Below are 26,916 nucleotides of genomic sequence, written 5' to 3'. Positions count from 1 at the left end.
TGACGGTCGTTCAAAATCGGACGAAAACCGGCGGGAACACCTGTGCCGTCTTGACGGTCTCCTGAGAGCTGCGCCACATTGAGGCCCGGCATCTTGGGCTTCGGGGGGCAAAGCGGAACGGTCCGGGGGACCGACTCCGCACGAAATCGCCCCTTGTGAAGAACAGATGGCGGCAAACCGACAAAAACGTGAGTCCTGCTTCCAGGTCTTGCCATACAGCTTCAATCGTCAATACCGTCATACATCTCTCGCATCGGAACGTCGGCAAGCGGCTCAGGGGAGGGCTCAAGGCCGCGGCGGACCGGGCGGGAGGCGCGGTAGGGGGGTGCCGTGCTCGGTGGCCGCACAGGCGACCGGGCCGTGCCGCGCGGTCGGCTGCCGTTTCTTTCCGGCGCCGGCAGGCCATGCCAGCTCGTCCGACACGTACGGAGTTCCACTCCGCCGTGCCGTGGGGCGAGAACCCCCCTTTCGAACCGGACACAGAGCCGGACCGCCCCTGGGGCGGGCGGTCCGCCGGACGAGAGGGACCAGACTCATGAGCTCAGTTCTGCAGCCCGCGTCGACGGGCAACGATCCGTCACCCGATCCGTCAGCGGCCGAGAAGTACCGGCCCGTCTCCTCGCACCTGGCGATAGCACCGCCGGTGAGCGTGGTCATACCCGCCATGAACGAGGCGGAGAACCTTCCCTACGTCTTCAAGACACTGCCCGACTGGATCCACGAGGTCGTCCTCGTGGACGGCAACTCCACCGACGACACGGTGCGGGTCGCACGGGACCTGTGGCCGGACGTCAAGGTGGTCGAGCAGCGCGGCAAGGGCAAGGGGGACGCGCTGATCACCGGCTTCGAGGCGTGCACCGGGGACATCATCGTGATGGTCGACGCCGACGGCTCGGCCGACGGCCAGGAGATCGTCTCGTACGTCTCCGCCCTCGTCTCCGGCGCGGACTTCGCCAAGGGCTCCCGCTTCGCCAACGGCGGCGGCACCGACGACATGACCTTCGTCCGCAAGCTCGGCAACCGCGCCCTGTGCGCGGTGGTCAACCGGAAGTTCGGCGCCCGCTACACCGACCTCTGCTACGGCTACAACGCCTTCTGGCGGCACTGCCTGGACAAGATCGACCTCGACTGCACCGGCTTCGAGGTGGAGACCCTGATGAACATCCGGGTCGTCAAGGCCGGCCTGAAGGTCCAGGAGATCCCCAGCCACGAGTACCTGCGCATCCACGGCGTCAGCAACCTGCGCGCCGTCCGGGACGGCCTGCGCGTCCTCAGAGTCATCCTGGACGAGCGTTCCAACCGGCGTGCCCTGCGCAGCCGTACGCACGCGCCGACGCTCGGCCCGGTCGGCGCGGTGGGTGCGGTGGGTGCGGTCGGCCCGGTCGGCGCGGTCCGGAAGAAGGCGTCTTGAGCGGTCCCGACGCCTCGCTCACGATCTCCGTCGTGATCTGCGTCTACACCGAGGACCGCTGGGAGGACATCCTCGCGGCGGTCTCCTCGGTGCGGGCGCAGTCCCGCCCGGCCCGCGAGACGCTGCTGGTCGTCGATCACAACGAGGCGCTGAGGGACCGGCTGTCGCGGGAGTACGAGGAGAGTGGAGAGGTGCGGGTGCTCGCCAACGCGGGCCCCCGCGGTCTGTCCGCCGGCCGCAACACCGGCATCGCCGCCTCCCGCGGAGAGGTGATCGCCTTCCTCGACGACGACGCCGTGGCCGAGCGCGACTGGCTGCGGCACCTCACCGAGGGGTACGCCGACCCGCGCGTGATGGCCGTCGGCGGACGCACCGAGCCCGTCTGGGCGTCGGGGCGCCGGCCCGTCTGGTTCCCCGAGGAGTTCGACTGGGTGGTGGGCTGCACGTACCGGGGTCTGCCGCCCGGCCGGGTCCGGGTGCGCAACGTGCTGGGCGGCAACGCCTCCTTCCGGCGCGAGGCGTTCGAGGCGGCGGGCGGCTTCGCCACCGGCATCGGGCGCGATGGTGACAAGCGGCCGCTGGGCTGCGAGGAGACCGAGCTGTGCATCCGGCTCACCCGCGCCCGTCCCGACGCCGTCCTGCTGATCGACGACCGCGCGGTGATCCACCACCGGGTGCCCGGGGTGCGCGAGCACTTCGGCTACTTCCGCACCCGCACCTGGGCCGAGGGGCTGTCCAAGGCACTGGTGGCGCGCAGCGTCGGCGCGGACAAGGGGCTGGAGTCCGAACGCCGCTACGCCACCCGGGTGCTGCCGGCCGGGGTGGCGCGCGGGCTGCGCGACGCCGTGCTGGCCCGGCCGGGCGGCGCGGGACGGGCGGGCGCGATCGTCGCCGGGGTGATCACGGCGGCGGGCGGCTACCTGGTGGGGACGGTACGGGCGCGGCGGGGCGGGACCGCCTTCTCCGTGGCGCCGGTGGAAGGGGGCGCGCGTGGCTGACGCCCACGAGGACGACGCGCGCGTGCCGGTCCTCATGTACCACGCGGTCGCGACCGATCCCCGCGACGCCACCCGCGCCCTGTCGGTGGCCCCGCGGGCGTTCGCCGAGCAGATGGCGGCGATCGCCGACCGGGGCCTCACCCCCCTCGGCACGGCGGAGCTGGCCGCCGCGTGGCGCTCGGGACGCCCGCTGCCGAGGCGGCCCGTCCTCATCACCTTCGACGACGGCTACGAGGGCGTCCACCGGCACGCCCTGCCCGTCCTGGCCAAGTACGGCTTCCCGGCCACCCTGTTCGTGTCCACGGGCTGGCTGCGGGGGCCGTACGACACCGGCGCGGCCCTGGACACCATGCTCGACTGGGACCAGGTGCGGGAACTGGCCGCCGCCGGCGTGGAGATCGGCGGGCACAGCCACACCCATCCGCAGCTCGACCAACTCGGCGAGGAGCGGCTGCGGTTCGAGCTGATCCACTGCAGGGAGATCGTCGCCGACCAGGTGGGCGCTGCGCCCGTCTCCTTCGCCTATCCCTACGGGTACTCCGACCGGCGGGTGCGGCGGGCGGTGCGCGAGACGGGATACACGCAGGCGCTCGCCGTCGGCAACGGCCTGGCGCGCCGTGCCCAGGGCCCGTACGCCCTGCGGCGGGTCACCGTGCGGCGCGGCACGGGGCCGGACGAGTTCGCCCGGCTGGTCGAGGGCCGGGCGATCGCCCGCGCCTTCGCGCGGGACCGGGCGCTCACCAAGGGGTACGCCGTGCTCCGCCGGGCACGGCGGGTGCGGGGGTGGTCGTCGAGGGCCGGCGCCTGAACCGCCGGCCGTCGGTCCGCCACGCCGCGCCACGCCGCGGGTGCCGCGTGTCCCCGGGAAAGCGGGTGCACGCGGCGGCCGCGTGCCGGATCATGGCGGCATGCCCGTGAACCCGCACGACGCCCTGCCGATCAGGCTCAACGTCGACGACAGCGACTCGCCCTCCGACGTCGTCGACGCGCTGTTCCTCGGCCGTTTCGCCACGGGTGAGCAGCCCTTCGCCCACGCGGCGAACATCGACCGGGTGCGGTCCGGTGCGACCCTGCTGCCGCCCGGCGCGCGCGTCCTGCGGCTCGCCCGCGACGACGACCGCAGCGCGACCCTGGCCGAGGGCGACGGCTGGACGCTGTTGATCTCGCGCTGGAGCCGGGGCGCCGACGTCACGGTGACGGCGACCAGCGCCGAGCTGGCCGAGAAGGTGCTCGCCGATGCCACGGAGGGCGCCGCGGACGAACCCGAGCCGCAGCCGGAGAACGTCACGATGGGCTTCTGGTACGTCTCCCCGCGCCGCGGCCCGCACCGCACCACCCGGCAGATCTCCGCGGGCACCTGGGACGAGGTCCGGGCCAACTACACCGCCCCGGTGGCGGAGGCGATGGACGGCCTGATGAAGACCACCCCCGAGGACATCGCGGGCCGGCTGCTGCTCCTGCACGGGCCGCCGGGCACCGGCAAGACGTCGGCGCTGCGCACCCTGGCCCGGTCCTGGCGGGACTGGTGCCAGGTGGACTGCGTGCTCGACCCGGAGCGGCTCTTCTCCGACGTCGGCTACCTGATGGACATCGCCATCGGCGAGGAGGACGCGACGGGCAAGGCGCGCTGGCGGCTGCTGCTGCTGGAGGACTGCGACGAGCTGATCCGCGGCGAGGCCAAGCACACCGCGGGCCAGGCCCTCTCCCGGCTGCTGAACCTCACGGACGGGCTGCTCGGCCAGGGCCGCAACGTCCTGGTCGGCGTGACGACCAACGAGGACCTGGAGCGTCTGCACCCCGCCGTGGTCCGGCCCGGCCGCTGCCTGGCCCGTATCGAGGTCGGGCCGCTGACCCGCCGGGAGGCGGTGGGCTGGCTCGGCAGCGAGGAGGGCGTGGGCCGCGAGGGCGCCACACTGGCGGAGCTGTACGCGCTGCGCCGGGGGACCTCGCCGACCGCGCTGCCGGAGCCGCGGACCGGTGCGGACGCGGGACTCTACCTCTAGCTGTTTGATGGGGGTATGACCCTGTTCGTCGGCACATCGGGCTGGCAGTACCGGGACTGGCGGGACGTCCTGTACCCGGCCGGACTGCCCGTGCGGCTGTGGCTGGAGCGGTACGCGGCCGGTTTCGCGACGGTCGAGATCAACAACGCGTTCTACCGGCTGCCGACGCGGGAGACGTTCGAGGCGTGGCGCGAGCGGGTGCCGGCCGACTTCGTGGTCGCGGTCAAGGCGAGCCGCTACCTCACGCACATCAAGCGCCTGCGGGACCCGGCGGAACCGGTCGACCGGCTGATGACCCACGCGGCCGGCCTGGGTGACCGCCTCGGTCCCGTCCTGCTGCAACTGCCGCCGACGCTGCGGGGCGACGCGGGGCTGCTGGACGCCTGCCTCGCGTGCTTCCCGCCCGGCACGCGGGTCGCGGTGGAACCACGGCACGAGTCCTGGTGGACGCCCGAGGTGCGCGGCGTCCTGGAGTCGCGGGGCGCGGCGCTGTGCTGGGCCGACGTCCGGGCCAGGCCGGTGGCCCCGCTGTGGCGCACCACCGACTGGGGCTACGTCCGCTTCCACCAGGGGCGTGCCGCCGCCTGGCCGCGCTACGGTCGCCGGTCCCTGGCGACCTGGGTCGGGCGCATCCAGGACACCTGGCCCCACCAGGACGTGTACGCGTACTTCAACAACGACCCTCACGCGGCGGCCGTGCGGGACGCGCGGGTCTTCGCCCGGCTGGCGCGGGCATCGGAACTCACGGTCACGCGCACGCCCTGAGGACGGGGAACCGCGCGACGCACCCCGGTGCGCGCGGCCCCGCCGGCCCTGGCCGGACGGTGCTCAGCCCCCGTAGGCCGCCCGCAGCGCGTCCCGCACGGCGGCCTCGGCGTCCTCCCTGGTGACCCCGAGCCTTCGCGCCCGCGACGCGTACTCCTGCGCGGCGGACGCCGCCTCCCGTTCCGCCGCCGGGCCCGCGGCGGCGACGAACGTGCCGTTGCGCCCGCGTGTCTCGATCACCCCGTCCCCTTCCAGCGCCCGGTACGCCTTGGCGACCGTGTTGGCCGCCAGGCCCAGGGACTCGGCCAGTCCGCGCACGGTCGGCAGCCGGTAGCCGACCGGCAGCACCCCCGACCGCGCCTGTTCGGAGATCTGCGCGCGCACCTGCTCGTAGGGCGGGGCACCGTCGTCGATGTCGATCCTCAAGGTCACGCGGCGATTGTCCCGCACCCAGGGAAAAATGAGGGGCATCCGCACACCCGGCCGCCGTAGCGTGCGCTCACATGACCGTTCTCGTACGCGACCTGCGCGGTGACGATCCGGCCGATGTCGCGGCCTTCGCCCGGGTCCGCCACCTCGCCCTGCCCTTCCTCCTGTGGACACCACAGGCCGTCGTCCACCACCTCCGCCACACCCACCCGGACGCCCGCAGCCGCTCCCTCGTCGCGGAGGAGGACGGGGAGGTGATCGGCACGGCCCAGATCGGGCTGGTGCACGACAGCCCGGAGCCCGGGCAGGCGTACCTGAACATCTACGTCCACCCGGACCGGGTCCGGCGCGGCGCCGGCGGACTGCTGGTGCGCACGGCCGAGGAGCACCTCGCCGCCGAGGGCGCGCGGAAGCTGTTCGCCTGGGTGCTGGACGAGCCCGCCAACCTGGTCTTCGCCCAGCGGCACGGCTACGAGCGGCGGCGGTCCGCCCACTTCCTCCGCCTCGGCCTGGCGGACGGCACCCTGCCGTCCCCGCCGCCCCTGCCCGCGGGCGTCGAACTGCGCACCGCCGCCGACTTCGCCGACGACCCCCGCCCGATGTTCGAGCTGGACGCGCAGACGCTGGTGGACGAACCGAGCGACGTCTCCATGAAGTTCACCGACTACGAGGCCTGGCTCGCCGAGACCTGGCGGCATCCGCTGCTGAACCGTGAACTGACCTCGGTCGCGGTGGCCGACGGCCGTCCCGTCGCCTTCAGCGTCGCCCACACCGACGGCGGCACCCGCTACGCGAGCGCGATGACCGGCACGGCCCGCGCCCACCGCGGCCGGGGCCTCGCCAAGCTCACCAAGACCGACTCCCTGCGCCGGGCCCGGGCCGCCGGGTACACGGAGGCGTTCACGGGCAACGACACCGACAACGGCCCGATGCTGGCGATCAACAAGTGGCTCGGATACGAGGTCTGCGCAACGGAGGTGCGCTATGTCCGCGAACTCGGCTGAGGCACCGACCGGTGTGGACGTGGTCCTGGTCAAGGCGGGCCGTACGAAGATCCGTTACGCGAGCCGGCTGCTGCACGACGACGGCACCCGCCTCGCCGTCCGCGCCCCCTGGGCCGGTGCCGGCGTCCGCGACTTCGGCTTCGTGCGCTTCGAGGCGGGCGACGTCTTCACCGAGTACTACTGGCGTGACCGCTGGTACTCCGTGAAGGAGGTCCGGACCGGTACGGGCGTGCTGAAGGGCTGGTACTGCGACATCACCCGCCCCGCCGTGCTCACCGGCGCGGAACTGGTCGTGGAGGACCTCGACCTGGACCTGTGGCGCTCCGCGGACGGCAGGGACGTACGGCGGCTGGACGAGGACGAGTTCGCCGGGAGCGGTCTGGCGGAGCGGGACCCCGAGGCCGCTGCCGCCGCCGTGGCCGCCCTGGACGAGCTGGAGCGGCTGGCCCGCGGGGAGGGGTTCACCGACCTGGTGTCATCACCCGGGCACCCACAGTGACTCCCGGTGGCGACGGCACGGGTGTGGCACGGGAACGTGACAGCCGCCACTGACAGGAATGCATCGATGAGCAAGTCTCGGGGAAAGGGTCTACCTCCGTGACAACGCGGAACCCGGTGGATCCGTAAGGAGGCAGCCATGCGCCGTCTGACCGTGCAGAAGCCCCTGAAGAAGTCCGATGCCCGCCGTGTCCGCGAGGAGGCCGACGAGCGTCCCTCGGGGCGTCCGGAGGTCCGCAAGGACGTCGCGCGCACGTGGTGGCCGGACAGCTGACCGGGCCGGTCACGTCATGAGACGCGGCGGGGCAGCCGCTTGCGGTAGTGGAGACGGTCGTAGGGCCCGTCCGTCCGGCGCTCCACGAGTTCGTAGCCGTACTTCGGATAGATCTTCTGGTTCTCCCACATCAGGGCGTTGGTGTAGAGCCTGACCTCGGGCAGGCCCAGCGCTCGCGCGCGTGCGTCCACGAAGCGCAGCAGTCGCCGTCCCACGCCCCTGCCGTGTGCGTCGGGGTGGACGGCGACGCTGTCGAGGAAGAGGTGGTCCGTGCACGCCTCCAGGACCACGACGCCCACCACTTCCCCGCGCCCTCCAGGCTCGTCCGGGGCTGTCGCGACGAAGACCTTGCCCGCGGCCACGTCCGCCGCGTGGTCCGCCTCCATGGGCTGCGGGACCACGGCGATGCGCTCGATGTAGGGGCGGTAGGCGGCGTCGGTGACGGCCTTCACCGCCGGCAGGTCGGCGGGGACCGCCTGCCGGATCTGCTCTTCTGTCATGCCGCGAACGGTAGCTACCTGAGCCCAGCCTGAGCACTCCCTTAACGCGACCATAAGGATCTCCGTCCCCCGCCTCCAGGAGGCGATTTCGCGGTTCCTCGGGGCTAGCTTGCTGATCACCCCCACGGGTTCCGGCCCGGAGTCCACGTCCCCTGTGACCGTTTCGAGGAGTTCCCCATGCCCGCATCGTCCGTCTCCCGCAGGGCCGCCGCCGTCGCCCTCGCCGGTGTCGCCCCGCTGGCCCTGACCACGCTGGCCGCCGCCCCCGCGGCCGCGCACGGTTCGATGGGCGACCCGGTCAGCCGGGTCTCGCAGTGCCACGCCGAGGGCCCCGAGAACCCGCAGTCCGCGGCGTGCAAGGCGGCCGTCGCGGCCGGCGGCACGCAGGCGCTGTACGACTGGAACGGCATCCGCATCGGCAACGCCGCCGGCAAGCACCAGGAGCTGATTCCGGACGGCAAGCTGTGCAGCGCCAACGACCCGGCCTTCAAGGGCATGGACCTGGCGCGTGCCGACTGGCCCGCCACCGGCGTGAGCAGCGGTGCGTACACCTTCAAGTACCGTGTGACGGCTCCGCACAAGGGGACCTTCAAGGTGTACATCACCAAGCCCGGGTACGACCCGTCGCAGCCGCTGGGCTGGGGTGACCTGGACCTGTCCGCCCCGGTGGCGACGGTCACCGACCCGGTCGCCTCGGGCGGTTTCTACACCTTCTCCGGCGCCCTTCCCGAGCGCTCCGGCAAGCACCTGCTGTACGCGGTGTGGCAGCGCTCGGACAGCCCGGAGGCGTTCTACTCCTGCTCCGACGTCTCCTTCGGCGGTGACGGTGGTGCCACCGCGGGCGGTGGTGCGGCGGACGACACGGCGTCGGGCGGGGAGACCGCGGAGGGTGCCGCCCCGGCCCCCGTGGCCTCCGCGCCGTCCGAGGAGCAGATCGCGGCCGCGGCCGACAAGTCGACGATCGAGCACCACGGCCACGGCGACCAGGACGCCGAGACGACGACGGACCCGAAGGACCCGGCCGATCCGGCCGACCCGGAGGCGGCTCCCGAGGCGGCCGCGGGTGAGCCCAACGAGGTCAAGGCCGCCGGGGCCGGCACCGAGAACCTCGCCGAGACCGGCGGGGACAGCACCACGCCCTACATCGCCGTCGGCGGCGCCGCCGCCCTCGCGGTGGGCGCGGCGGCGCTGTTCGCGTCGGTCCGCCGCCGCGCGCAGACCGGCGGCCGGCACGGTCGCTGACCCGGGACACGGGGGGGGCGCGGGGCCTGTCGGGCGGCTCAGGCCGGACAGGCCCCGCGCGGCGTACCGGTGCCGGGGTCAGTCGAGGACCGAGGCGCAGGTGGTGGGCTCGGCGTGCGCCGGGTCCAGGGCGCCCGCCACCGCGTGGAAGGCGACGCGGTCGAAGAGCCCGATCGCCAGGTGCTCGGACAGGTCGACGGGGCACAGGTCCTGCAAGAGGATGTTGCGCACCCCGGGGCCGCTCAGGAACTGGCTGCGGTACGGGGTGACCACCTGGTCGTACCGGGTGGCGAGGACGGTGTAGCGGACGCCGGGCACGGTGTCGCCGCCCTCGTTCAGCCTGGTGAGGACGTCGGAGCCGACGACCTGGTCGGCGAGGGCGGGCGTGTGCTCGTTCAGCAGGTCCGCGGCGCCGGGGAAGTACGGCAGCAGCCGGGTGAGGCCGGACAGGGTGGTGCCGTGGTTGCTGGGCGCGATGCCGACCAGGGCGTTCACCTCGTCGGCTCCGCCGAGGAACTTCAGGTAGTAGCGGGGCATCATGCCGCCCTGGGAGTGGCCGACGATGTCGGTCTCGGCGGCGCCCGTCGCGGCGAGCACCTTGTCGACGTAGGCGGCGAGCTGCTCCGCGGACTTCTCGACCGGCCCGAGGCCGTGGAAGAACGGGACGCCGGGCAGTTGGCCGTAGTCGAGGGAGAAGACGCAGTAGCCGCGGTCCTCGAGGTAGGGCGCGAGGCCCAGCCAGTTGTCGACGGAGTTCCCGAAGGTGCCGTGGACCAGGACGACGGGGCGCGGGTGGGCGGCGGAGGGCCGGCAGGAGTAGTCGTTCCAGCCGGCGCCGGGCCGCGCGTCGGCGGCGCGGGCGGTGGTGGCGGGGACCAGGACGGCCGCGGCGGTCAGCAGCAGCGCGGCCAGGGGTCTGAGCACTCGCCTGAAGGGCAGCATCGGGTGATCTCCTTGCGGCTCAAGGGGACGTGCGGCGGCAGGACGCCCTGTGATCCGGATCACGGGATGCTGGTTCACTCATCAAGTTACGGACGAGTAGCGCGGGCGGGAAGTTACGCGTCGGTAAAAACTTCCAGCGACAACCGGCGCCGGTCGCGACGCAGGTGATATAGGGTCACCAGGCGGGCCGCACGGGCCCGTTGGGGGCGACCCGCGCCAGCAGGCCGTGCAGCGCGCGCACCTCGCCCTCGCCGATGACGTCGGCCCACGCGCGCACCGCCTCGGCCGCCGCCTCCTCGGCGGCCCGCGTGCAGTCCCACCCCCGCTCGGTGAGCACGATCAGCCGGGCCCGCGCGTCCACGGGGTGCGGCCAGCGTTCGGCGAACCCCTTGCGGACCAGTTCCTCGACGAGCTGACTGGCGGCCTGCTTGGTCATGCCGAGGTGTGCGGCGAGGTCGGTGACCGTGGCACCGTCCGGGGCGAGCCGGGCGAACGCGAAGCCGTGGGCGGGACGCAGACCCTCGAAGCCGCGGGCGACGACCCCCTCGTGGATGCGCTGCGTGAGTCCGCCGGCGGTGGCGAGCAGGGCGGCGGACAGGGCCATGGCGTCGGAGTTCTGCACGGGGGAATTGAAACACCCTTGACGCCATGGTCAAGCAGCTTGACCATAGGGAGGTAGTCAAGCAGCTTGACCATCCCGTGCGAGGAGTCCGCCACCATGCCCGTAGTCCGCTCGTCCGAGGCCGTGATCCACGAGATCCACGGCGTCCGTTTCGTCTCGTACGCCACCCCTCGCTCCGGCAGCAGGGAGCTGTGCGCCTGGCGGGGCGAGATCCCGGCCGGGACGAGGGCGCCCGCGCACACCGTCACCCGGGAGGAGATCTTCCACCTGCTCACCGGCGAGCTGCTGATCACCCTCGACGGCCGCACCGAGCGCGTCACCGCGGGCGACACGGTGATCATCAACTCGGGATCGACCCTCGCCGTCGAGAACCCCACCGACCGGACCGCGACGTCCTGGGTCACCACCTCGGTGGGCCTGGAGGCCGAGCTGGCCGACGGCACCCGGCTCACTCCCCCGTGGGCCAACTGACCCGCGGGGGCCTCACGCCGCCAGCGACCCCGGCATCACCGCCCTCGGCCCGAACTTCGCCCGCGCGCGGTCCGCGACCTCCTCGATCCGGCGGACCTTCTCGTCCACGGGATCGAAGGTGAGCTGGTGGGAGGCTTGCTCAGCGGGGGCCAGGCCCTCGGCGCGCAGGGCGACCGAGCGGACCCGGGCGCGCTGGAGGCCGAGCGCCTCGTACAGGCCGTAGGCGGTCCGCGTCAGGGCCGCCGAGTGCGCGGTCGGTTCCTTCAGGGTGCGGCTGCGGACGGTCGCGGAGCGGTCGGCGTAGCGCACGGTGAGGGTGAGGGTGCGGCACACCTTGTCCACCGCCCGCAGCCGGGAGCCCAGCTCCTCGGCGGCCGAGAGCAGGGCGCGGCGGTGCCGGCCGGGGTCGAGTTCGTCGCGGGTGAAGGGGCGTTCGGCGGCCAGGATGGTCCCCCCGCTCGAGCGAAGCCGAGAGTGGGGGAGGGAGAACCCGTTGGGGACGACCCGGCCGCGGTCGACGCCGTTCGCCTTCTCGTGCAGTTCGCGGCCGGTCTTCGCGCCGACCAGCCGCTGGAGCGTGGACAGGGGCGCGGCGGCGACCCGGCCGAGGGTGTCGAGGCCGTACTCGCACAGGGTGCGGGCGGTCGCGGGTCCGACGCCGGGCAGCGCGGCGACGGGCTTCCCGGCGAGGAAGTCCCGCTCCCGCCCCTCGGGCACCGCGCGGGTCAGCCCCGGCCGGGCGTCCCGCAGCGCCACGCGGGCGAGCATCGGGCCCGGACCGGCGCCGATCACGCAGTCGACGCCGTACAGGGCGAGGGCGCGGACGCGGATCACCGAGGCCAGTTCCACGGCGTCGCGCCCGAAGTACCGCTCGGCGCCCCGCAGATCGGCCAGTGCCCCGTCCGGCGGCAGCGCCTCGACGACCGGTGTGAACTCCTCCAACAGCCCCAGCAGGCGGGGCAGGGACGCCTCGTCCATCGGCGGCAGCTGGAAACGTACGCAGAGAATGGTCATCCCGCACTCCCCGGACTCTGGTGCCACAACTTCCTTCCCACCGCGGGCCCTTCGCCCGCGGGGCGCAGATCGGCCCAGGGGTGCATCTCGTACCCCGTGGGCATGCGGATGGTCCGCTGCCGTTCCATCGCGTCCTGGGCCGCGGACCCGGCCGGCGCGGGCAGCCCGTCCGACCCGGCGAGCCGGCGGCGCGCGGGGCCGTCCCCGGGGTCGCCCTCCGGGGGCCCGCCCGCTCCGGCCAGCCGGGCCGCGACGCCCTCGAGTCCCTCCTCGCGGCGCACCTCCAGCAGGTCGGCGAGGTTCCAGGCGGCGGAGCCGACCACGCTGAAACTGCGCGGGCCGCGCCGCTGCACCACCCCGCGCACCAGCAGCAGCCAGGAGTGGAAGACGGTGTGCGCGCAGGTGTCGTGCGAGTCGTCGAAGAAGGCGAGGTCGACCAGGCCGGTGCCGTCGTCGAGAGTGGAGAAGATGACCCGCCGCCCGGAGCGGACCGGCGGGGTCTGCGTGGCCGCCTTGGCGCCCGCGACCAGCACCGTCTCCCCGTGCCGAAGCTCGCGCAGCCGCTTGGCCGACACCACGCCCAGCTCGTTCAGGAAGGTCCGGTGGTCGTCCATCAGGTTGCGGGAGGCGTCCATGGACAGCACGCCCAGCTCGGCGCTGAGCTTCTCCGCCGAGGTGAGGTCGGGCAGCCCGGCCGACGCGGTCCCGCGCCCGCCGGACAGCGGGAGCTGGTCGCCACGTCCGCCCCGGGCGCCGCGGTGCAGCTCGGTCAGGTGCAGTTGCAGGTCGCGGCGGTTGGCACCGAACGCGTCCAGCGCGCCGACCTGGGCGAGCCGTCCGGCCAGCGGCCTGCTGGGGCGGGCCCGTTCCCAGAAGTCGAGCAGGGAGGCGTAGGGCTGCCCCTCGGCGATCCGCTCCGCCTCGGCCTCGCTGATGCCGTGCACGTCCAGGAGGGCGAGGCGCAGGCCCCACGTCCCCGGCCGGCGCGCCTTACCTGATTCAGACACCAGTTCGATCCTGTGGGCGACCCCCGACGTGTTGACGTCCAACGGCAGGATCGGCACCCCGCGCCGCCGCGCGTCCGCCAGCAGCAGCCGCTTGGGGTACATGCCGGGGTCGTGGGTGAGCAGACCGGCGTAGAAGGCGGCCGGATGGTGGGCCTTCAACCACGCCGACTGGTACGTCGGCACCGCGAAGGCGACCGCGTGCGCCTTGCAGAAGCCGTACGACCCGAAGGCCTCGACGATCTCCCAGGTCCGCCCGATCGTCTCCGCGTCGTACCCGCGCGCCGCCGCGTGCTGGGCGAACCACACCTTGATCCGCCCCTGGGACTCCGGGTCGGACAGCCCGCGCCGCACCCGGTCCGCCTCGCCGCGTCCGCAGCCGGTCATGACGGCCACGATGTCGATGACCTGCTCGTGGAAGACGACGACCCCGTAGGTGCCCGCCAGCGCTTCCGACAGGTCCTCGTGCGGGTAGCGCACCGGCGCCCGCCCGTGCCGGGCCTCGATGAAGGGCCGCACCATGTCGGCGGCGACCGGGCCGGGCCGGAAGAGCGAGATGTCGACGACCAGGTCGTGGAAGGTCGACGGCTGGAGCCTGCCGACCAGGTCCCGCTGCCCCGGCGACTCGATCTGGAAGCAGCCCAGCGTCTCGGCGGAGCGGATCATCCGGTAGGTCGCCGGATCGCCCTCCGGCACCGAGTCCAGGTCGACCTCGGCGCCCGTGGCCCGCTTCACCTCGGCCACCGCGTGCGCCATCGCCGACTGCATCCGCACCCCGAGCACGTCCAGCTTGAGCAGCCCGAGGTCCTCGACGTCGTCCTTGTCGAACTGCGCCATGGGGAAGCCCTCGCCGCTGGTCGGCATGACCGGCGTCCGGGAGAGCAGGGAGGCGTCGGAGAGCAGTACCCCGCAGGGGTGCATGGCGACCCCGCGCGGGAGGGCGTCCAGACCCTCGACCAGCTCCCAGAGCTTCCCGTACTTCTCCTTCTCCCCCGCCAGCTCCCGCAGCTCGGGCAGTTCCTCCAGCGCGGCGCGGGCGTCGCGGGCGCGGATGTGCGGGAAGGCCTTGGCGACGCGGTCGATCTCCGCCGGGTCCATGGACAGGGCGGCGCCGACGTCGCGGATGGCGTGCCGCACCCGGTACGTCTCCGGCATCGCGACCGTGGCGACCCGTTCGGCGCCGAAGCGGTCGATGATCGCGCGGTAGACCTCCAGGCGGCGCGCGGACTCCACGTCGATGTCGATGTCGGGGAGCACGACCCGCTCCTTGGACAGGAAGCGCTCCATCAGCAGCCCGTGCTCGACCGGGTCGGCGTGCGCGATGCCGAGGAGGTGGTTGACGAGCGAGCCCGCGCCGGAGCCGCGCGCGGCGACCCGGATGCCCATGTGCCGTACGTCGTCCACGACCTGGGCGACGGTGAGGAAGTACGAGGCGAAGCCGTGGTGGGCGATGATGTCCAGCTCGTGGTGCATCCGCTCCCAGTACTCCCGGTGGTCCCGGCGCCGGTCGTAGCCGCGCCGCACCATGCCCGCCGCCGCCCGGGAGGCCAGCGCCCGCTGGGCGGTGCGTCGCCCGGCGCCGACCAGGTGCGGCTCGGGGAAGTGGACGGCGCCCATGCCGAGGTCGTCGTCCGGGTCGACCAGGCACTCGGCGGCCGTGGTCTGCGTCTGCTCCAGCAGGCGGTGGGCCGTGTCGCGCCGGAAGCCCGCGGCCTCGACGATCCGCTCGGCGGCGTGGCGCATGGCGTCGGCGTCCTTCAGCCAGGCCTCGCCGGAGTCCAGTTCCCTGGTGGCGTCGATCGGGACCAGGCGGCGGGCGGCGTCCAGGACGTCGGCGACCGGTCCCTGGCCGGGGTCGGCGTACCGGACGGCGTTGGCCAGCACCGGCCGGACACCCTGCTCGGCGGCGAGGCCGACGGTGCGGGCGGCCAGGCGCAGGGAGCCCGGGCCGGTCCCTTCACGGCCGTGCCAGACGGCCTCCAGGCGCAGGGCGTCGCCGTAGACCTCGCGCCAGGGGGCGAGAAGCTTCGCCGCGCGGTCGGGGCGGCCGGCGGCGAGGGCGCGGCCGACGTCGGAGGAGGGGCCGAGCAGGACGGTCAGGCCGGCCCCGTGGTTGTCGGCCCAGGACAGCAGCGGGGTGCCCTCGGCGGTGTGGGCGGCGGACACCAGCCGGCACAGGTCGGCCCAGCCGCGGGCGCCGTCCCGGGCGAGGAAGGTCACCCGCGGGGCCGACTCGTCGACGAAGGCTCCGCCGCGCACGGGGGTCCGGCGCCGGTCCCGGCGTACGGAGGTCTCCGTGCGGTCCGCCTCGGGCTCGGGGGCGGCCACCGCCAGCTCCGCGCCGAACAGCGGACGGACGCCCGCCTTCGCGCAGGCCTTGGCGAAGCGGACCGTCCCCGCGAGGGTGTCGCGGTCGGTGAGGGCGAGGGCGTCCATGCCCCGCTCGAAGGCGCGCTCGGCCAGCCGCTCCGGGTGGGAGGCGCCGTAGCGGGCGGAGAACCCGGAGACGGTGTGCAGATGCGTGAAACCCGGCACGCGCACCTCCCGATCCCTTGAACCCGACGCCTTATCGAACGTCTGTTCCCAACCACTTCACCCCCACCATACCTCCATCCTCGAATGTTTGTGCGACATCCGTTCGGCCCCTCCCCACCTGCGCAAACGTCCGTCGGCCCGGACCGTGGGGACATGTCGCACACCCCAGGCACCGGCACCCGGAGCGGCTCCTTCCTCGGTGAGGTGAAGGACGCCGTCACCCCACGGGCCACCCTGCTCGTGCTCGGGGTGATCGCGCTCCAGCTGCTGTTCATCGCGTCCTACGTGGGAGCGCTGCACGACCCGAAGCCGAAGGACGTGCCCTTCGGGGTGGTCGCGCCGCCGGCGGTGGCCGAGCGGACGGTGAGCGGACTGGAGCGGCTCCCCGGATCACCGCTGGACCCGCGCACGGTGGCCGACGCGGCGAGCGCCCGGAAGCAGATCGAGAACCGGGAGATCGACGGCGCCCTGATCGCCGACCCCTCCGGCCGCACCGACACGCTGCTGGTCGCCTCCGGCGGCGGCACCGTCCTCGCCACCACCCTGGAGGGGATCGTCGCCCAGGTGGAGCGGTCCGAGGGCCGCACGGTGCGCACCGTCGACGTGGCCCCCGCCTCGGACCGGGACTTCGACGGACTGTCGTCCTTCTACCTGGTCGTGGGCTGGTGCGTCGGCGGCTACCTGTGCGCCTCGATCCTCGCGATCAGCGCCGGCGCCCGCCCGGCCGACCCGCTCCGCGCGGCGATCCGGCTGATCGTGATGGCGCTGGTCGCGATCGTCGGCGGACTCGGCGGCGCGGTGATCGTCGGGCCGGTCCTGGGCGCGCTGCCCGGCAGCGTGGTGGACCTGTGGGGGCTCGGCGCCCTGGTCATCTTCGCCGTGGGCGCCGCCACCCTCGCCCTCCAGGGCGTCTTCGGGATCGTCGGTATCGGGCTGGCGATCCTGCTGGTGGTGATCGCGGGCAACCCGAGCGCGGGCGGCGCCTTCCCGCTGCCGATGCTGCCGCCGTTCTGGAGGGAGATCGGCCCGTGGCTCCCGCCGGGCGCCGGCACCTGGGCGGCCCGCTCGATCGCCTACTTCAAGGGCAACGACACGACCGTCCCCCTGCTGGTGCTGTGGGTGTGGGCGGTCGCGGGGACGGTGCTCACGGTGCTGGCGGCCGTGCTGCGCCGCGCGCGCCGGGAGGCGGAGCTGCCCACGCAGACGGGCTGAGACCGCCGCGCCCGCGGGCGGGCCGACCCGTCCGCGGACACGCCGAAGTCCCGCCCCTCGCGCGCGGGACGGGACCTCAGCCGTGCTTCAGACGCGGTGCCGCTCAGCCGATCTGCGTACCGGTGGCCGACAGGGCCTCCGTCACCGGCTGGAAGAAGGTCTCACCGCCCGAGGTGCAGTCGCCGCTGCCGCCGGAGGTGAGGCCCACGGCCTTGTCGCCCGAGAAGAGCGAACCGCCGCTGTCGCCGGGTTCGGCGCAGACGTCGGTCTGGATCAGGCCGTTGACGATGTCGCCGTTGCCGTAGTTGACGGTGGCGTCCAGGCCGGTGACCTTGCCGGAGTGCACCTGGGTGGTGGAGCCGCTGCGGGTCACCTCCATGCCGACGGTGGCCTCGGCGGCGCCGGAGATGGCCTGCGAGGAGCCGTTGTAGAGGTTGACCTCGCTCGGGTGGTCCACCTCGCCGGAGTACTTGACCAGACCGTAGTCGTTGTCCGGGAAGCTGGACGTCACGTTGTCGCCGAGCTGGTTGCCCGAGGAGTCCTGCCAGCTGGTGATGCCCTCGGTGCAGTGACCGGCGGTGAGGAAGTGCGGCTCCCCGCCCTTGGTCACGTTGAAGCCGAGCGAGCAGCGGCCGCTGCCGTCGGTGATGGCGTCGCCGCCCGCGATGAAGGGCCGGTACTCACCCTTGGTCCGCTGGAGCTCCGCCTTGGCGCCGAGCCCCTCGACCACCTTGGTCAGCTTGGCCCACTCGGCCTCGGAGACCGTGCGGTCGGCGGTGACGACGACCTTGTTGGTGGTCGGGTCGGTCACCCAGGCGGTACCCGGGACGGCCGCGTCCTCGGCGAGGGTGGTGCGCGCGCTCTTCAGTTCGGCGAGCGAGTTCTCGACGACTCTGGCCTTGGCGCCGGCCTCCTCGACGGTCCGCGCGGCGGTCTCGTCGAGCACGTTGACGACGAGGCTCTTCGCCTCCGCGTCGTAGTACGTGCCCGCCGCGTCGGTACCGAGGTCGCCCAGCAGCGTCGAGGCGAGCTTTCCGGCCGCCGTGACCGACAGGGGCTCGGGGGCGGAGGCCTTCGGGGCCTCGCTGGCGTTCGCACTCTGGAAGGTGACTCCCGCGGCGACCAGTGCGGTGATGCCCGCACCTACCACGGCGGCCCGTCGCCTGGGTATGCGTCGGTGCTTCAACTCATGTCCTCCTGTGGGGGGTCGGCCCGGGAGGTTGTGGGGACCTCGCGAACCGGAAGGCTGGTTGACGAGCGCTCACTCTTCCGAACACACAGGGGGCACACAAGGTCGACTTCAGGACGTGCGCACGACAACACCGGTGCGGGCACAGGACCTTCACCTTTCATGTCCCTTCCAGCAGGATTCGTGCGGCGAACGCACCAGCAAACGCTACGGGCGAGTAACAGAGGTCCGGCCGACCGGATCCCGCCCTGTCCGGAATTCGCCCCTTGCGCACCCAGCCACGCGTGTGCGTCTACACGCGGTGGCGACTCCCGGGACCGGACACGGACAACGGAAAGCCCCCGCACGCCTGTCGGTGTGCGGGGGCTCGGGTTCCGCCGGTCGCGATCCGGTGGAGCGGCCTAGTAGACGCTGACGCCGTAGGCGCTCAGGGCCTCCGTGACCGGCTGGAAGAACGTCGTACCGCCGGAGGAGCAGTTGCCGCTGCCGCCGGAGGTCAGACCGTACGCGGTGCCGTTGCTGCCGTAGAGCGCGCCGCCGGAGTCACCGGGCTCGGCGCAGACCGTGGTCTGGATCAGCCCGCCGACGACGTCGCCGCCGCCGTAGTTGACGGTGGCGTTCAGAGCGGTGACCCGGCCGCTGTGGGTACCGGTGGTGGAACCGTCGCGGATGACCGTGGTGCCCACGCTCGGGGTGGCCGCACGGGTGATGTCCACGCCGTTCGCGGTACCGGGCCGGCTGACGGACCCGGAGTACCGGACGAGACCGTAGTCGTTGCCCGGGAAGCTGGAGCCGGCCGTGGAGCCGATGACCGAGGTGCGGCTGGAGTTGGAGTACCAGGTGCCCGCGCCGTCGGTGCAGTGACCGGCGGTCAGGAAGTACTCGGTCCCGTTGCTGGCCCGGACGTTGAAGCCGAGGGAGCACCGCCAGCTGCTCGCGTAGATGGCGTCACCGCCCTGGATGAGCTTGTTGAACGTGCCGGGGGTGCGCTTGATCGTGAGCGCGCCGGCCTTGTCGCCGGCCTGCTCCTTGATCTTCGCGATCTCGGCCTGGGAGACCGTGCTGTCGACCGTGAGAAGCACCTGGCCGCTCTTGCTGTCGACGGCCCAGGCGGTGCCGGGGACGTCGGCCTTGAGCACCGCGCTGCTGGCGCTGTTGAGCTCGGCGGCACTGAAGGTGGCCGGGGTCGGTGCCGCGTTCGCGCTGGGGATCGCGATCGCGGCCGCGGCCACGAGGCCGGAGGAGACGGCGATCAGCCGAGTCCGTCTCGTGATGCCGCTGCGGGGGGTGGTGCGCTTGTTCCTCACTTTTCGTTCCTCCACGGGGGAAGTCGGGGGCCCCTCCTGTGGGGTTGGGGGCCCGTGAGGCGCAGCCAGGGGCCCGGAACGTCCGGGTTCCGGACGCGTCGTGCTCCTGACAAGCGCTGAGGTTGGAGTATTCGGCCGAACGACCGGTCGGCGCAAGGGTGCCTTTCGGCCGTCGCCTTTTGAACCACCCGCCTCCGCCCCCCAGGGCGGCGTTCAGCGCGGTTCGCGCTCCCCCGCCTCGACGCGGACCTCCAGGGTGTTCCCCGGCGGGGGGAAGGGGCAGACGAAGTGGTCGGCGAAGGCACAGGGCGGCAGCAGCGCGCGATTGAAGTCGACCGTGGTACGGCCTTCGTCGTCCGGCGCGGCCGGTCGCAGGAACCGGAAGCGGTAACTGGTGCTCCCGCTGGTGGCGTCGGCGAAGACGGCCCACAGCGAGCCGTCCTCCTCGACACTCACCTGGAGCGTGAGGTCCCGCCCCTCCAGCGCGAAGGCCAGCTCCCCGCCGAGGCCGAGCCCGCGCTCCCGTCCGTCCGCGTTCGGCACCCGCACGCTGCGCCGCCCGGTGTCGTACGGCGTGAAGCGCCCCGGTACCGACCAGCGCGGATCGTGGGGCGTGGCCGCGATGCCGCCAAAGGCCCGCCGCGCCCCGGCGGCCGGATCGAAGTCACGCACGCCCCAGGAGCCCTCGCGCACCAGGACGACCAGGTGCCGCTCGCCGTGGGTCACGCGGGAGTTCGCCGGACCCGGGTCGGCCGTGAGCCGCACCTCCCCGTCGAGGGGCCGGCCGTCCACGGTGAGCCCGTCCGTCCCGGCGGCCCGCAGCAGCACCGCGTCGCCGTCCGCCGTCCACCTCCCGGGAACGCCCGGCAGTTGCCCCTCCGGATGGTCCTCCAGCCAGTACGTGCCGGTCAGCGCGAGCGGCCCGTAGGGCGCCGACACCGCCGCGACGCGCTGCGCGTGCCACTGCTTCCACTCGTCGGATGCGTCCGTCGTCATGCGGACAACCCTCCCATGCCGGGCGCGTCAGCAGCTGCAGCCGCAGTCGCAGCCGTCGCACCCGCACCCGTCGTCGCCGCAGCAGTTGCCGCAGCAGTCGCAGCATTCACAGCAGTTGCCGCAGTCGCCGCTGGAACAGGGCGACTCCTTCTCCTCCCCGCTCCACGGGTCGTGGTACGTGCCGCAGCACATCTGGCACGTACACGCCAGCCCCAGCCACACCGCGCACCCCGCGAGCAGCCCTCGACGGTCCCGGCGCGGCGGCTCCGGAGGCATCGGCGCACCGGGGCCCCCGGGGGAGCCCGGAGGGGCGTACGGATGGCTGCCGTGGGCGCACGAGACGGTGCCGAATGCGCGGTCGACCGAGTTGCCCAGCTCGTGCACGAGGAGCCGGTGCACCAGCCGCCCGTCGTCGAACTCCGCCTCGCGCAGGGCGAGGCGCACCCCGTGCACGGCGTCGTCCGCCAGCCGCCGGGCCTCCGTGAGCGGGGTCCCGGTGGCGGTGAGCGGGTTCCAGGCACCCGACGCGGCGTCGGCCTCCCTGTCCTCCACGGCGTCGAGCAGGTGGGCGAGCCGGCCGAAGAGCCGCCCGGCTTCGGCGAGCGGCTCGGCGTTGCGCGGCCGGCCGGCCAGGTGGGCGGTGTGCGCGAACGCGGCGGCGGTCGCGGTCTCGGTCGGCTCGGTGACGGTGAGCAGCGGTGTGCCGGGCCCGGCGAGCGCCTCGATGCCGCCCTGCCGGTCGACGGCGTCGACCAGTACGGCGGTGTCGAAACCGACGGCGCCGCCCCCTCGGGCACCGGCGGCGTCCCAGCCCGCGGCGACCCGGCGGGCGGCCCGGGCCAGCGGACGGCGGGCCAGCATCCCGTCCCCGTCGGCGACGTGGTCGCGCACCTTGGCCGAGGCCAGCACCAGGGAGACGGCCGCGGCGAGCCGGGCCCCCTCACCGTGGGCGACGGACGCGGTGCGCATCCCGCGCAACGGACAGGGCCCGGCGGTGCGCCGTCCGGCACCCGTCCCCTTTTCACCGGACTGAGCCTCCGTCAAAACCGATATGAGCAATCCGTCATAGTTCGTCACTATGCGCGCGAGCTGCCCGTGGTCCTTGCGCAGAGCGAGACACAACCCGCACAAATGCGCCATCCACTGGCTCGTGAGGCTCTCCCCGAGCCGGTGCCGACAAGGCCTGACTATTCCGAACACGACGTTCCCCCGTGGCTCGTACGACGTTGAGCTGCGGCATCGTACCGACCGACGGGTTCACCCGTACGCACCCGCCCTCACCCGTCCGCCGGGAAGAATCATATTTCACTCACAGTCAGCATCCGTTTGGGAAACGGCCCTTGGGACACAAGGACTCTCGACGGATTCGCTGTGCACCAGTACCGTCACAAACCCCCCGCGCGGCGTCTATCCACTTGGCGCGACGTCCGCATCATGGATGACCATAGGGATGCGGAAGCACGAAAGACCGCTGTGAGAGGAGGCGTCCATGGGATCGGTACGCAAGGCGAGTGCGTGGCTCGGCCTCGTCGACGACAACGATGACGAGCGCTACTACGACGACGACTACACCGAGGGCACCGAGCCCGGGGACGCCTGGGTCACGGACCCGCGGGTGAAGGTGGCCTCGGACGTGGCCGAGGAGAAGGGCCGCCGCATCGCGACCGTCACCCCGGACAGCTTCCGGGACGCACGGTCCATCGGCGAACTGTTCCGGGACGGGGTCCCGGTCATCATGAACCTGACGGCCATGGAGGCCACCGACGCCAAGCGGGTGGTCGACTTCGCGGCCGGCCTGATCTTCGGCCTGCGCGGCTCCATCGAGCGGGTGTCCACCCGCGTCTTCCTGCTGAGCCCGGCCGACACGCAGGTCATCAGCGGCGAGCCCGCCGCGCACCGTTCCGACGGATTCTTCAACCAGAGCTGAGGCGGGGCCACGCACCACGGCCCCGCCCCCCCCCGGACGCCTACCGGAAGGCGTCGAGTCCGGTGAGCGCCTTGCCCAGCACCAGCTGGTGCATCTCGACGGTGCCCTCGTAGGTGAGCACCGATTCCAGGTTCGTCGCGTGCCGCATCACGGGGTATTCGAGGGAGATCCCGTTGGCGCCGAGGATCGTGCGGGCCGTACGGCAGATGTCGATGGCCTCGCGTACGTTGTTGAGCTTGCCGAAGCTGACCTGCTCGGGACGCAGACGGCCGGCGTCCATGCGCCGCCCCAGGTGGTGGGCGAGCAGGATCCCCTTGTGCAGTTCGACCGCCATGTCGGCGAGCTTGGCCTGGGTCAGCTGGAAGCCGCCGATCGGCCGCCCGAACTGCTCCCGCGACTTCGCGTACTCCACGGCCGCCTCGAAGGAGCTGCGGGCCGCACCCATCGAACCCCAGACGATGCCGTAACGGGCGTGCGTGAGGCAGCTGAGCGGCCCGCGCAGACCGGTGACCTCGGGCAGCACGGCGTCGGCGGGCAGCCGTACGCCGTCCAGGACCAGCTCACTGGTGACGCTGGCCCGCAGCGACCACTTGTGCTTGATCTCGGGCGCGGAGAAACCGGGGCTGTCGGTGGGGACCACGAACCCGCGGATGCCGTCCTCCGTCTGCGCCCAGACCACGGCGACGCCGGCCACCGAACCGTTGGTGATCCACATCTTGCGTCCGTCGAGCACCCAGTCGCCGCCGTCCCGCTTGGCGCGGGTGCGCATGTGGGCGGGGTCGGAGCCGTGGTCGGGCTCGGTCAGCCCGAAGCAGCCGATGACCTCGCCGGCGGCCATCCGCGGCAGCCACGTCCGCTTCTGCTCCTCGCTGCCGAAGCGGTGGATGGCGTACATGGCGAGGGAGCCCTGCACGGAGACCAGGGAGCGGATGCCGGAGTCGGCCGCCTCCAGCTCCAGACAGGCCAGCCCGTACTGCACGGCGCTCGCGCCGGCGCAGCCGTACCCCTTCAGCGACATGCCCAGGGCGCCGATGCCGCCCAGCTCGCGGGCCAGCTCCCGGATGCCGGGCAGCTCGCCCTTCTCGTACCAGTCCGCGACGTACGGCAGCACCCGGTCCGCGGCCCACTCCCGCACGGTGTCGCGGATCGCCAGGTCCTCCGGCTCCAGGAGGTCGTCGACGCCGAGCGGATCGGCGGGGTCGAACGCGGGCGGCTTGGGGGACGCGGCCATGGAACACCCTCCGGGACAGGAAAACTAGCGCTGCTAGTCGCGGTTCTCCCGCCCGACGTTACGGTGCGGCGTCGCGCACGTCCACCATGCTCACCCGTGGTTCACACGGAGACCCGGGACTCCACCGCGTCCCGGGGCGCCGGCACGGAGACCGCCTCCTCCTCGCAGCTCATCACCCGCGGCAACCGCAACGCCATCGCGGCCCCCAGCAACAGCAGCCCCGCGCTCACCACCAGCGTCACGTGCAGCCCGTGCACGAACGCGTCGGCGGCGGCCCGCCGCAACGCCGCCCCCGCGGGCCCGCCGAGCTGCGCCGCGACCTCGTAGGCCTCCCCCAGCGAATGCCCCGCCGCCGCCGAGGCCGACGCCGGCACCCCGGACACGCCCCCCGTCAGTCCCGGGGCGTACGCCACGTTCATCACGGTGCCCAGCAGCGCGATCCCGATCCCGGCGCCCAGCTGGTACGACGTCTCCCCGATCGCCGCCGCCCCACCGGCCTGCGCCTGCGGAGCCTCGCTCAGCATCGACTCGTACGCCCCGAACAGCGTCGTCTCCAGGCCGAAGCCGAGCAGCACGAAGCCCGTCAGCATCAGCGCGCAGTTGTCGGTCCGGCCCATCGCCGTGAGCAGCACCACCGCGAAGGCCGTCAGGCAGAAGCCCGCGCACACCATCCGCCGCGGCCCGAACCGCCGCAGCATCCGGGCGCCCGCCAGCCCCGCCGCCATCGCCGCGAAGGTCAGGGGCACCAGGCGCAGCCCGGTCTGCAGCGGGGAGAGCCCGAGCACGAGCTGCAGGTACTGCGCGGCGATCAGCTCCAGACCCACCAGCGCCAGCATCGCCAGCACGATGCAGCCCACCGACGTGCTGAACGCCGGCCGGCGGAACAGGGTGAGGTCCACCAGCGGATGGGTGCGCCGCCGCTGACGCCGGACGAACGCGATCAGCAGGGCCGCACCCACCACCAGCGGCACCACGGTGAGCACGCTCGCCACCGGCTCGCCACCGCCGAGCCGCTTCACGCCCAGGACCGCCCCGAACAGGCCACCCGCCGCCATCAGCGCGCCGACCACGTCCCAGGGCCCGCGGCCGTCGCCCTTCGACTCGGGCAGCAGCAGCCGCCCCACCGGCAGGCTGACCAGCATCAGCGGGATGTTGACGAGGAAGACCGAGCCCCACCAGAAGTGCTCCAGCAGGAACCCGCCGAGCAGTGGCCCGACCGCCGCGCCGACCGCGGCCACGGCGCTCCAGACGCCGATGGCCAGCGCCCGCTCCCGCCGGTCGGGGAAGACCTGCCGCAGGATCGACAGCGTCGCCGGCATGATCATGGCCCCGCCGACGCCGAGCAGCGCCCGGGCGAGGATCAGGACCTGGGCGTTGTCGGCGAGCGCCGCGAGCCCGGAGGCCACGCCGAAGAGCGCGTATCCCAGAAGGAGGATGCGTCTGCGGCCCACCCGGTCACCCAGCGTGCCGAACAGGATCAGCAGCGAGGCGCAGACGAGGGGGTAGACGTCGACGATCCAGAGCAGTTCGATCGCGCCGGGCCGCAGGTCCTCGGTGACGGCGGGGACCGCCACGTGCAGCACCGTCGCGTCCACCGCGACCAGCAGCAGGCTGACGCAGAGGACGACCAGGACGACCCAGCGGTTGGCACCGGCCCCGGCCGTCCGACGGCGCAGCGCGGTGGCAGCCGTGGTCGTCCCGGACATGCACGTACCTCCAAGATGTTCCCTCGCGTCCGGCGGGCATCGCGGGGGTGGGGACTCCCCTGCGGCTCGGCCGGAGAGGAGCGGGGCCTCCGGGCCGTGCAACGGAACGCGAGTGACTGGCCAGAGTACGCGAGACCGTCCACCGCGCACGTGGCGGGCCTCACACCTGCCGCGGCGCACGTGTGGCGTCCGCCACTGCGCCCGCCTCCCCGGCCGCCCCGGCGGACGGACCGCCCCCGCACCCGGCCGATAATCGGGTCCGTGACCGATCTTGATACGCCTGCGGCGGGCCGCGGGGCCCTGCGCCGGGCCGCCCCGGCGCTCCTCGGCTACGCGGCGGTACGCGCCCTGGGCCTGCTCGCCCTCGCCCTGTGGAGCGCCGCGCGCGACAAGAGCGCGTACACACTGCTGACCGCCCGCTGGGACTCCCTCTGGTACACCAGGGTCGCCGAGCTGGGGTACGGCTACGAGGTGCGCCTGCCAGACGGCGACGTGCACTCCAACCTGGCCTTCTTCCCGCTGCTGCCCTGGCTGGAGCGGCTGGGGGCGGCGGTCTCGCCGCTGTCGTACGCGGACGCGGGCTTCGCCGTGAGCCTCCTCGCCTCGCTCGCCGCGGCCTGGGGGATCTTCGCCGTGGCGGAGTGGGTGTACGGCCGCCGCGCGGGGGTGTGCGCGGTGCTGCTGTGGGCCGTGCTGCCGGTCGGCGTCGTGCAGTCGATGGCGTACAGCGAGTCCCTCTTCACCGCGCTGGCCGCCTGGTCGCTGTACGCGGTGCTGACCGGACGGTGGGTGACGGCGGGACTGCTGGCCTCGCTGGCCGGGCTGACCCGCCCGGTGGGGCTCGCGGTGGCGGCCGCGGTGTGGGTGGCCGCGATCACGGCCCACGTACGCGGCCGGGACGGCGCCGCCCCGGAGCGCGCCCGCGGTGACGGCGCGCGGCGCGTGCTGGGGATGCTGCTGGCGCCCCTGGGCGCCGCCGGTTACGTGCTGTGGGTCGGCCACCGCACCGGCGGGGGCCCGCTCGGTTACCTCGAGGTCCAGGCCGGCTGGCGCAACGGCTTCGACGGGGGCGCGGCGTTCGCCCGCTTCGTCGCCGGGCGGTTCACGTCGTTCCCGTCGGCCCTGGCGGGCGTCGGCCTCGTCGTCGGGGTCGCCCTGCTCGTCTGGCTGTACGTCGTGTGCGTACGGCAGCGCCAGCCGCCCGCCCTGCTGGTGTACGCGGGGATCGTGATCGCCCTCGCCCTGTGCGCCTCGAGCTACTTCGGCTCGAAACCGCGGCTGCTGCTGCCCGCCTTCCCGCTGCTGCTGCCCCTCGCCCTGGCCCTGGCCCGGTGGCGAACCTCCAGGTCGGCGCTGGTGGTGGGGGGCGTCGCGGTGGCGTCGGCGGTCTACGGGGCGTTCTGGCTGAACGGCTCCGGCCCGCCCTGACCGGTCCGGGACACCCGATGGCCGCCGGGAGAATTCCGTACCAGCATTCGGTTAACGAATTCATAAGCACGATAAAACCGCCGACCGGACCGATCAAAGGAATTGAAGTCCGCCGTACACCCGGATTGCGGATTCCTCGAAAATAAACTGCCCGCTGAGAGCAATCCCACATCACATCGTCATCACAAAGCCGTTGATTCGGCCGGGA

Annotated in this window: 25 protein-coding genes; 13 read left to right on the top strand and 12 right to left on the bottom strand. The window is 73.1% G+C overall.

Features of this window, described 5'->3' with window-relative positions; genetic code table 11:
* The first annotated feature begins 535 nt into the window (after window positions 1–535).
* The 5 genes from ACZ6EG_RS20355 (at window position 536) to ACZ6EG_RS20335 (ending at window position 5,177) form a co-directional block, all read left to right on the top strand.
* Entirely contained in the window at window positions 536–1,411 is an 876-nt protein-coding gene (locus ACZ6EG_RS20355) for a glycosyltransferase family 2 protein (protein ID WP_469606320.1), read from the top strand.
* Window positions 1,408–2,409: a glycosyltransferase family 2 protein gene (locus ACZ6EG_RS20350; protein ID WP_391970181.1), complete on the top strand. Its 1,002-nt coding sequence runs from the start codon at window positions 1,408–1,410 to the stop codon at window positions 2,407–2,409. The genes ACZ6EG_RS20355 and ACZ6EG_RS20350 overlap by 4 nt, the downstream gene beginning before the upstream one ends.
* 34 nt (window positions 2,410–2,443) lie before the next feature.
* Complete coding sequence (locus tag ACZ6EG_RS20345) at window positions 2,444–3,217, top strand: polysaccharide deacetylase family protein (RefSeq protein WP_391970405.1); 774 nt, start codon at window positions 2,444–2,446, stop codon at window positions 3,215–3,217.
* 100 nt (window positions 3,218–3,317) lie between these two features.
* Complete coding sequence (locus tag ACZ6EG_RS20340) at window positions 3,318–4,412, top strand: DUF5925 domain-containing protein (protein ID WP_391970180.1); 1,095 nt, start codon at window positions 3,318–3,320, stop codon at window positions 4,410–4,412.
* A 15-nt stretch (window positions 4,413–4,427) separates the two neighbouring features.
* A complete protein-coding gene (locus tag ACZ6EG_RS20335; protein WP_391970179.1) occupies window positions 4,428–5,177 on the top strand; it encodes a DUF72 domain-containing protein in 750 nt (249 codons plus the stop codon).
* Window positions 5,178–5,240: 63 nt separating this feature from the next.
* Here the strand turns inward: ACZ6EG_RS20335 and ACZ6EG_RS20330 are convergent, their stop codons facing one another.
* On the bottom strand, window positions 5,241–5,609 hold the full coding sequence (locus ACZ6EG_RS20330; protein WP_356606082.1) for a GntR family transcriptional regulator: 369 nt from the start codon (window positions 5,607–5,609) through the stop codon (window positions 5,241–5,243).
* 71 nt (window positions 5,610–5,680) lie between these two features.
* Between ACZ6EG_RS20330 and ACZ6EG_RS20325 the strand changes: the two genes are divergently transcribed.
* From ACZ6EG_RS20325 to ACZ6EG_RS20315, 3 genes are all read left to right on the top strand, one after another.
* On the top strand, window positions 5,681–6,610 hold the full coding sequence (locus tag ACZ6EG_RS20325; protein WP_469606314.1) for a GNAT family N-acetyltransferase: 930 nt from the start codon (window positions 5,681–5,683) through the stop codon (window positions 6,608–6,610).
* Window positions 6,591–7,109 carry a ribonuclease FAU-1 family protein gene (locus ACZ6EG_RS20320; RefSeq protein ID WP_391970177.1) on the top strand — a complete coding sequence of 173 codons (519 nt, stop codon included), beginning with the start codon at window positions 6,591–6,593 and terminating at the stop codon, window positions 7,107–7,109. The genes ACZ6EG_RS20325 and ACZ6EG_RS20320 overlap by 20 nt, the downstream gene beginning before the upstream one ends.
* A gap of 138 nt (window positions 7,110–7,247) precedes the next feature.
* The gene (locus tag ACZ6EG_RS20315; RefSeq protein ID WP_356606088.1) at window positions 7,248–7,382 is read left to right on the top strand and encodes a hypothetical protein; all 135 of its coding nucleotides are present in this window, start codon (window positions 7,248–7,250) and stop codon (window positions 7,380–7,382) included.
* A 14-nt stretch (window positions 7,383–7,396) separates the two neighbouring features.
* Here ACZ6EG_RS20315 and ACZ6EG_RS20310 read toward each other — a convergent pair whose 3' ends face one another.
* On the bottom strand, window positions 7,397–7,882 hold the full coding sequence (locus ACZ6EG_RS20310; RefSeq protein WP_391970176.1) for a GNAT family N-acetyltransferase: 486 nt from the start codon (window positions 7,880–7,882) through the stop codon (window positions 7,397–7,399).
* Between the two features lie 177 nt (window positions 7,883–8,059).
* Here ACZ6EG_RS20310 and ACZ6EG_RS20305 point away from each other — a divergent pair, with 177 nt between their 5' ends.
* Window positions 8,060–9,124: a lytic polysaccharide monooxygenase auxiliary activity family 9 protein gene (locus tag ACZ6EG_RS20305; RefSeq protein WP_469606309.1), complete on the top strand. Its 1,065-nt coding sequence runs from the start codon at window positions 8,060–8,062 to the stop codon at window positions 9,122–9,124.
* A gap of 78 nt (window positions 9,125–9,202) precedes the next feature.
* Here the strand turns inward: ACZ6EG_RS20305 and ACZ6EG_RS20300 are convergent, their stop codons facing one another.
* Together ACZ6EG_RS20300 and ACZ6EG_RS20295 are read right to left on the bottom strand one after the other, a co-directional pair.
* Window positions 9,203–10,066 carry an esterase/lipase family protein gene (locus ACZ6EG_RS20300; protein WP_391970174.1) on the bottom strand — a complete coding sequence of 288 codons (864 nt, stop codon included), beginning with the start codon at window positions 10,064–10,066 and terminating at the stop codon, window positions 9,203–9,205.
* Between the two features lie 175 nt (window positions 10,067–10,241).
* The gene (locus ACZ6EG_RS20295; protein ID WP_469606304.1) at window positions 10,242–10,688 is read right to left on the bottom strand and encodes a MarR family winged helix-turn-helix transcriptional regulator; all 447 of its coding nucleotides are present in this window, start codon (window positions 10,686–10,688) and stop codon (window positions 10,242–10,244) included.
* A 96-nt stretch (window positions 10,689–10,784) separates the two neighbouring features.
* Between ACZ6EG_RS20295 and ACZ6EG_RS20290 the strand changes: the two genes are divergently transcribed.
* Entirely contained in the window at window positions 10,785–11,159 is a 375-nt protein-coding gene (locus tag ACZ6EG_RS20290; RefSeq protein WP_391970172.1) for a cupin domain-containing protein, read from the top strand.
* A gap of 12 nt (window positions 11,160–11,171) precedes the next feature.
* On the opposite strand, the gene ACZ6EG_RS20285 is transcribed toward ACZ6EG_RS20290, so the two are convergent.
* Both ACZ6EG_RS20285 and ACZ6EG_RS20280 read right to left on the bottom strand, forming a co-directional pair.
* Window positions 11,172–12,173, bottom strand: a complete 1,002-nt coding sequence (locus ACZ6EG_RS20285) for a DNA polymerase Y family protein (protein ID WP_391970171.1) — start codon at window positions 12,171–12,173, stop codon at window positions 11,172–11,174.
* A complete protein-coding gene (locus ACZ6EG_RS20280) occupies window positions 12,170–15,712 on the bottom strand; it encodes a DNA polymerase III subunit alpha (protein WP_469606299.1) in 3,543 nt (1,180 codons plus the stop codon). Before ACZ6EG_RS20280 ends, ACZ6EG_RS20285 begins: the two co-directional genes overlap by 4 nt.
* 153 nt (window positions 15,713–15,865) lie before the next feature.
* On the opposite strand from ACZ6EG_RS20280, the gene ACZ6EG_RS20275 reads away from it, so the two are divergent.
* Window positions 15,866–16,924, top strand: a complete 1,059-nt coding sequence (locus ACZ6EG_RS20275; protein WP_391970169.1) for an ABC-2 transporter permease — start codon at window positions 15,866–15,868, stop codon at window positions 16,922–16,924.
* A 103-nt stretch (window positions 16,925–17,027) separates the two neighbouring features.
* Here the strand turns inward: ACZ6EG_RS20275 and ACZ6EG_RS20270 are convergent, their stop codons facing one another.
* The 4 genes from ACZ6EG_RS20270 to ACZ6EG_RS20255 form a co-directional block, all read right to left on the bottom strand.
* Window positions 17,028–18,110: a S1 family peptidase gene (locus ACZ6EG_RS20270; RefSeq protein WP_469606295.1), complete on the bottom strand. Its 1,083-nt coding sequence runs from the start codon at window positions 18,108–18,110 to the stop codon at window positions 17,028–17,030.
* Window positions 18,111–18,514: 404 nt separating this feature from the next.
* Entirely contained in the window at window positions 18,515–19,420 is a 906-nt protein-coding gene (locus ACZ6EG_RS20265) for a S1 family peptidase (RefSeq protein ID WP_391970167.1), read from the bottom strand.
* Between the two features lie 213 nt (window positions 19,421–19,633).
* Entirely contained in the window at window positions 19,634–20,416 is a 783-nt protein-coding gene (locus ACZ6EG_RS20260) for a DUF1684 domain-containing protein (protein WP_391970166.1), read from the bottom strand.
* Between the two features lie 27 nt (window positions 20,417–20,443).
* Complete coding sequence (locus ACZ6EG_RS20255) at window positions 20,444–21,616, bottom strand: DUF5685 family protein (protein ID WP_391970165.1); 1,173 nt, start codon at window positions 21,614–21,616, stop codon at window positions 20,444–20,446.
* 289 nt (window positions 21,617–21,905) lie between these two features.
* Between ACZ6EG_RS20255 and ACZ6EG_RS20250 the strand changes: the two genes are divergently transcribed.
* Complete coding sequence (locus ACZ6EG_RS20250; protein WP_356606114.1) at window positions 21,906–22,343, top strand: cell division protein SepF; 438 nt, start codon at window positions 21,906–21,908, stop codon at window positions 22,341–22,343.
* 40 nt (window positions 22,344–22,383) lie between these two features.
* Here the strand turns inward: ACZ6EG_RS20250 and ACZ6EG_RS20245 are convergent, their stop codons facing one another.
* Window positions 22,384–23,574, bottom strand: coding sequence for an acyl-CoA dehydrogenase family protein (locus tag ACZ6EG_RS20245; RefSeq protein WP_383648540.1), 1,191 nt, complete (start codon window positions 23,572–23,574; stop codon window positions 22,384–22,386).
* 101 nt (window positions 23,575–23,675) lie between these two features.
* Window positions 23,676–25,280: an MFS transporter gene (locus ACZ6EG_RS20240; protein WP_391970163.1), complete on the bottom strand. Its 1,605-nt coding sequence runs from the start codon at window positions 25,278–25,280 to the stop codon at window positions 23,676–23,678.
* A 261-nt stretch (window positions 25,281–25,541) separates the two neighbouring features.
* On the opposite strand from ACZ6EG_RS20240, the gene ACZ6EG_RS20235 reads away from it, so the two are divergent.
* Window positions 25,542–26,708, top strand: coding sequence for a glycosyltransferase family 39 protein (locus ACZ6EG_RS20235; RefSeq protein WP_391970162.1), 1,167 nt, complete (start codon window positions 25,542–25,544; stop codon window positions 26,706–26,708).
* The last annotated feature ends 208 nt before the right edge of the window (window positions 26,709–26,916 follow it).

It is taken from the genome of Streptomyces sp. NPDC041968 (assembly GCF_055589025.1).
The sequence above is the reverse complement of the archived record's forward strand: the minus strand, read 5'-3'. Positions and strand labels throughout refer to the sequence as shown.

Bases quoted from the DNA above. Each gene is read 5' to 3' on its own strand.
- ACZ6EG_RS20245 (WP_383648540.1), bottom strand. From the start codon at position 23,574: ATGGCCGCGTCCCCCAAGCCGCCCGCGTTCGACCCCGCCGATCCGCTC.
- ACZ6EG_RS20305 (WP_469606309.1), top strand. From the start codon at position 8,060: ATGCCCGCATCGTCCGTCTCCCGCAGGGCCGCCGCCGTCGCCCTCGCC.
- ACZ6EG_RS20300 (WP_391970174.1), bottom strand. From the start codon at position 10,066: ATGCTGCCCTTCAGGCGAGTGCTCAGACCCCTGGCCGCGCTGCTGCTG.
- ACZ6EG_RS20315 (WP_356606088.1), top strand. From the start codon at position 7,248: ATGCGCCGTCTGACCGTGCAGAAGCCCCTGAAGAAGTCCGATGCCCGC.
- ACZ6EG_RS20310 (WP_391970176.1), bottom strand. From the start codon at position 7,882: ATGACAGAAGAGCAGATCCGGCAGGCGGTCCCCGCCGACCTGCCGGCG.
- ACZ6EG_RS20250 (WP_356606114.1), top strand. From the start codon at position 21,906: ATGGGATCGGTACGCAAGGCGAGTGCGTGGCTCGGCCTCGTCGACGAC.
- ACZ6EG_RS20285 (WP_391970171.1), bottom strand. From the start codon at position 12,173: ATGACCATTCTCTGCGTACGTTTCCAGCTGCCGCCGATGGACGAGGCG.
- ACZ6EG_RS20325 (WP_469606314.1), top strand. From the start codon at position 5,681: ATGACCGTTCTCGTACGCGACCTGCGCGGTGACGATCCGGCCGATGTC.
- ACZ6EG_RS20260 (WP_391970166.1), bottom strand. From the start codon at position 20,416: ATGACGACGGACGCATCCGACGAGTGGAAGCAGTGGCACGCGCAGCGC.
- ACZ6EG_RS20340 (WP_391970180.1), top strand. From the start codon at position 3,318: ATGCCCGTGAACCCGCACGACGCCCTGCCGATCAGGCTCAACGTCGAC.
- ACZ6EG_RS20345 (WP_391970405.1), top strand. From the start codon at position 2,444: ATGTACCACGCGGTCGCGACCGATCCCCGCGACGCCACCCGCGCCCTG.
- ACZ6EG_RS20335 (WP_391970179.1), top strand. From the start codon at position 4,428: ATGACCCTGTTCGTCGGCACATCGGGCTGGCAGTACCGGGACTGGCGG.
- ACZ6EG_RS20355 (WP_469606320.1), top strand. From the start codon at position 536: ATGAGCTCAGTTCTGCAGCCCGCGTCGACGGGCAACGATCCGTCACCC.
- ACZ6EG_RS20275 (WP_391970169.1), top strand. From the start codon at position 15,866: ATGTCGCACACCCCAGGCACCGGCACCCGGAGCGGCTCCTTCCTCGGT.
- ACZ6EG_RS20320 (WP_391970177.1), top strand. From the start codon at position 6,591: ATGTCCGCGAACTCGGCTGAGGCACCGACCGGTGTGGACGTGGTCCTG.
- ACZ6EG_RS20290 (WP_391970172.1), top strand. From the start codon at position 10,785: ATGCCCGTAGTCCGCTCGTCCGAGGCCGTGATCCACGAGATCCACGGC.
- ACZ6EG_RS20240 (WP_391970163.1), bottom strand. From the start codon at position 25,280: ATGTCCGGGACGACCACGGCTGCCACCGCGCTGCGCCGTCGGACGGCC.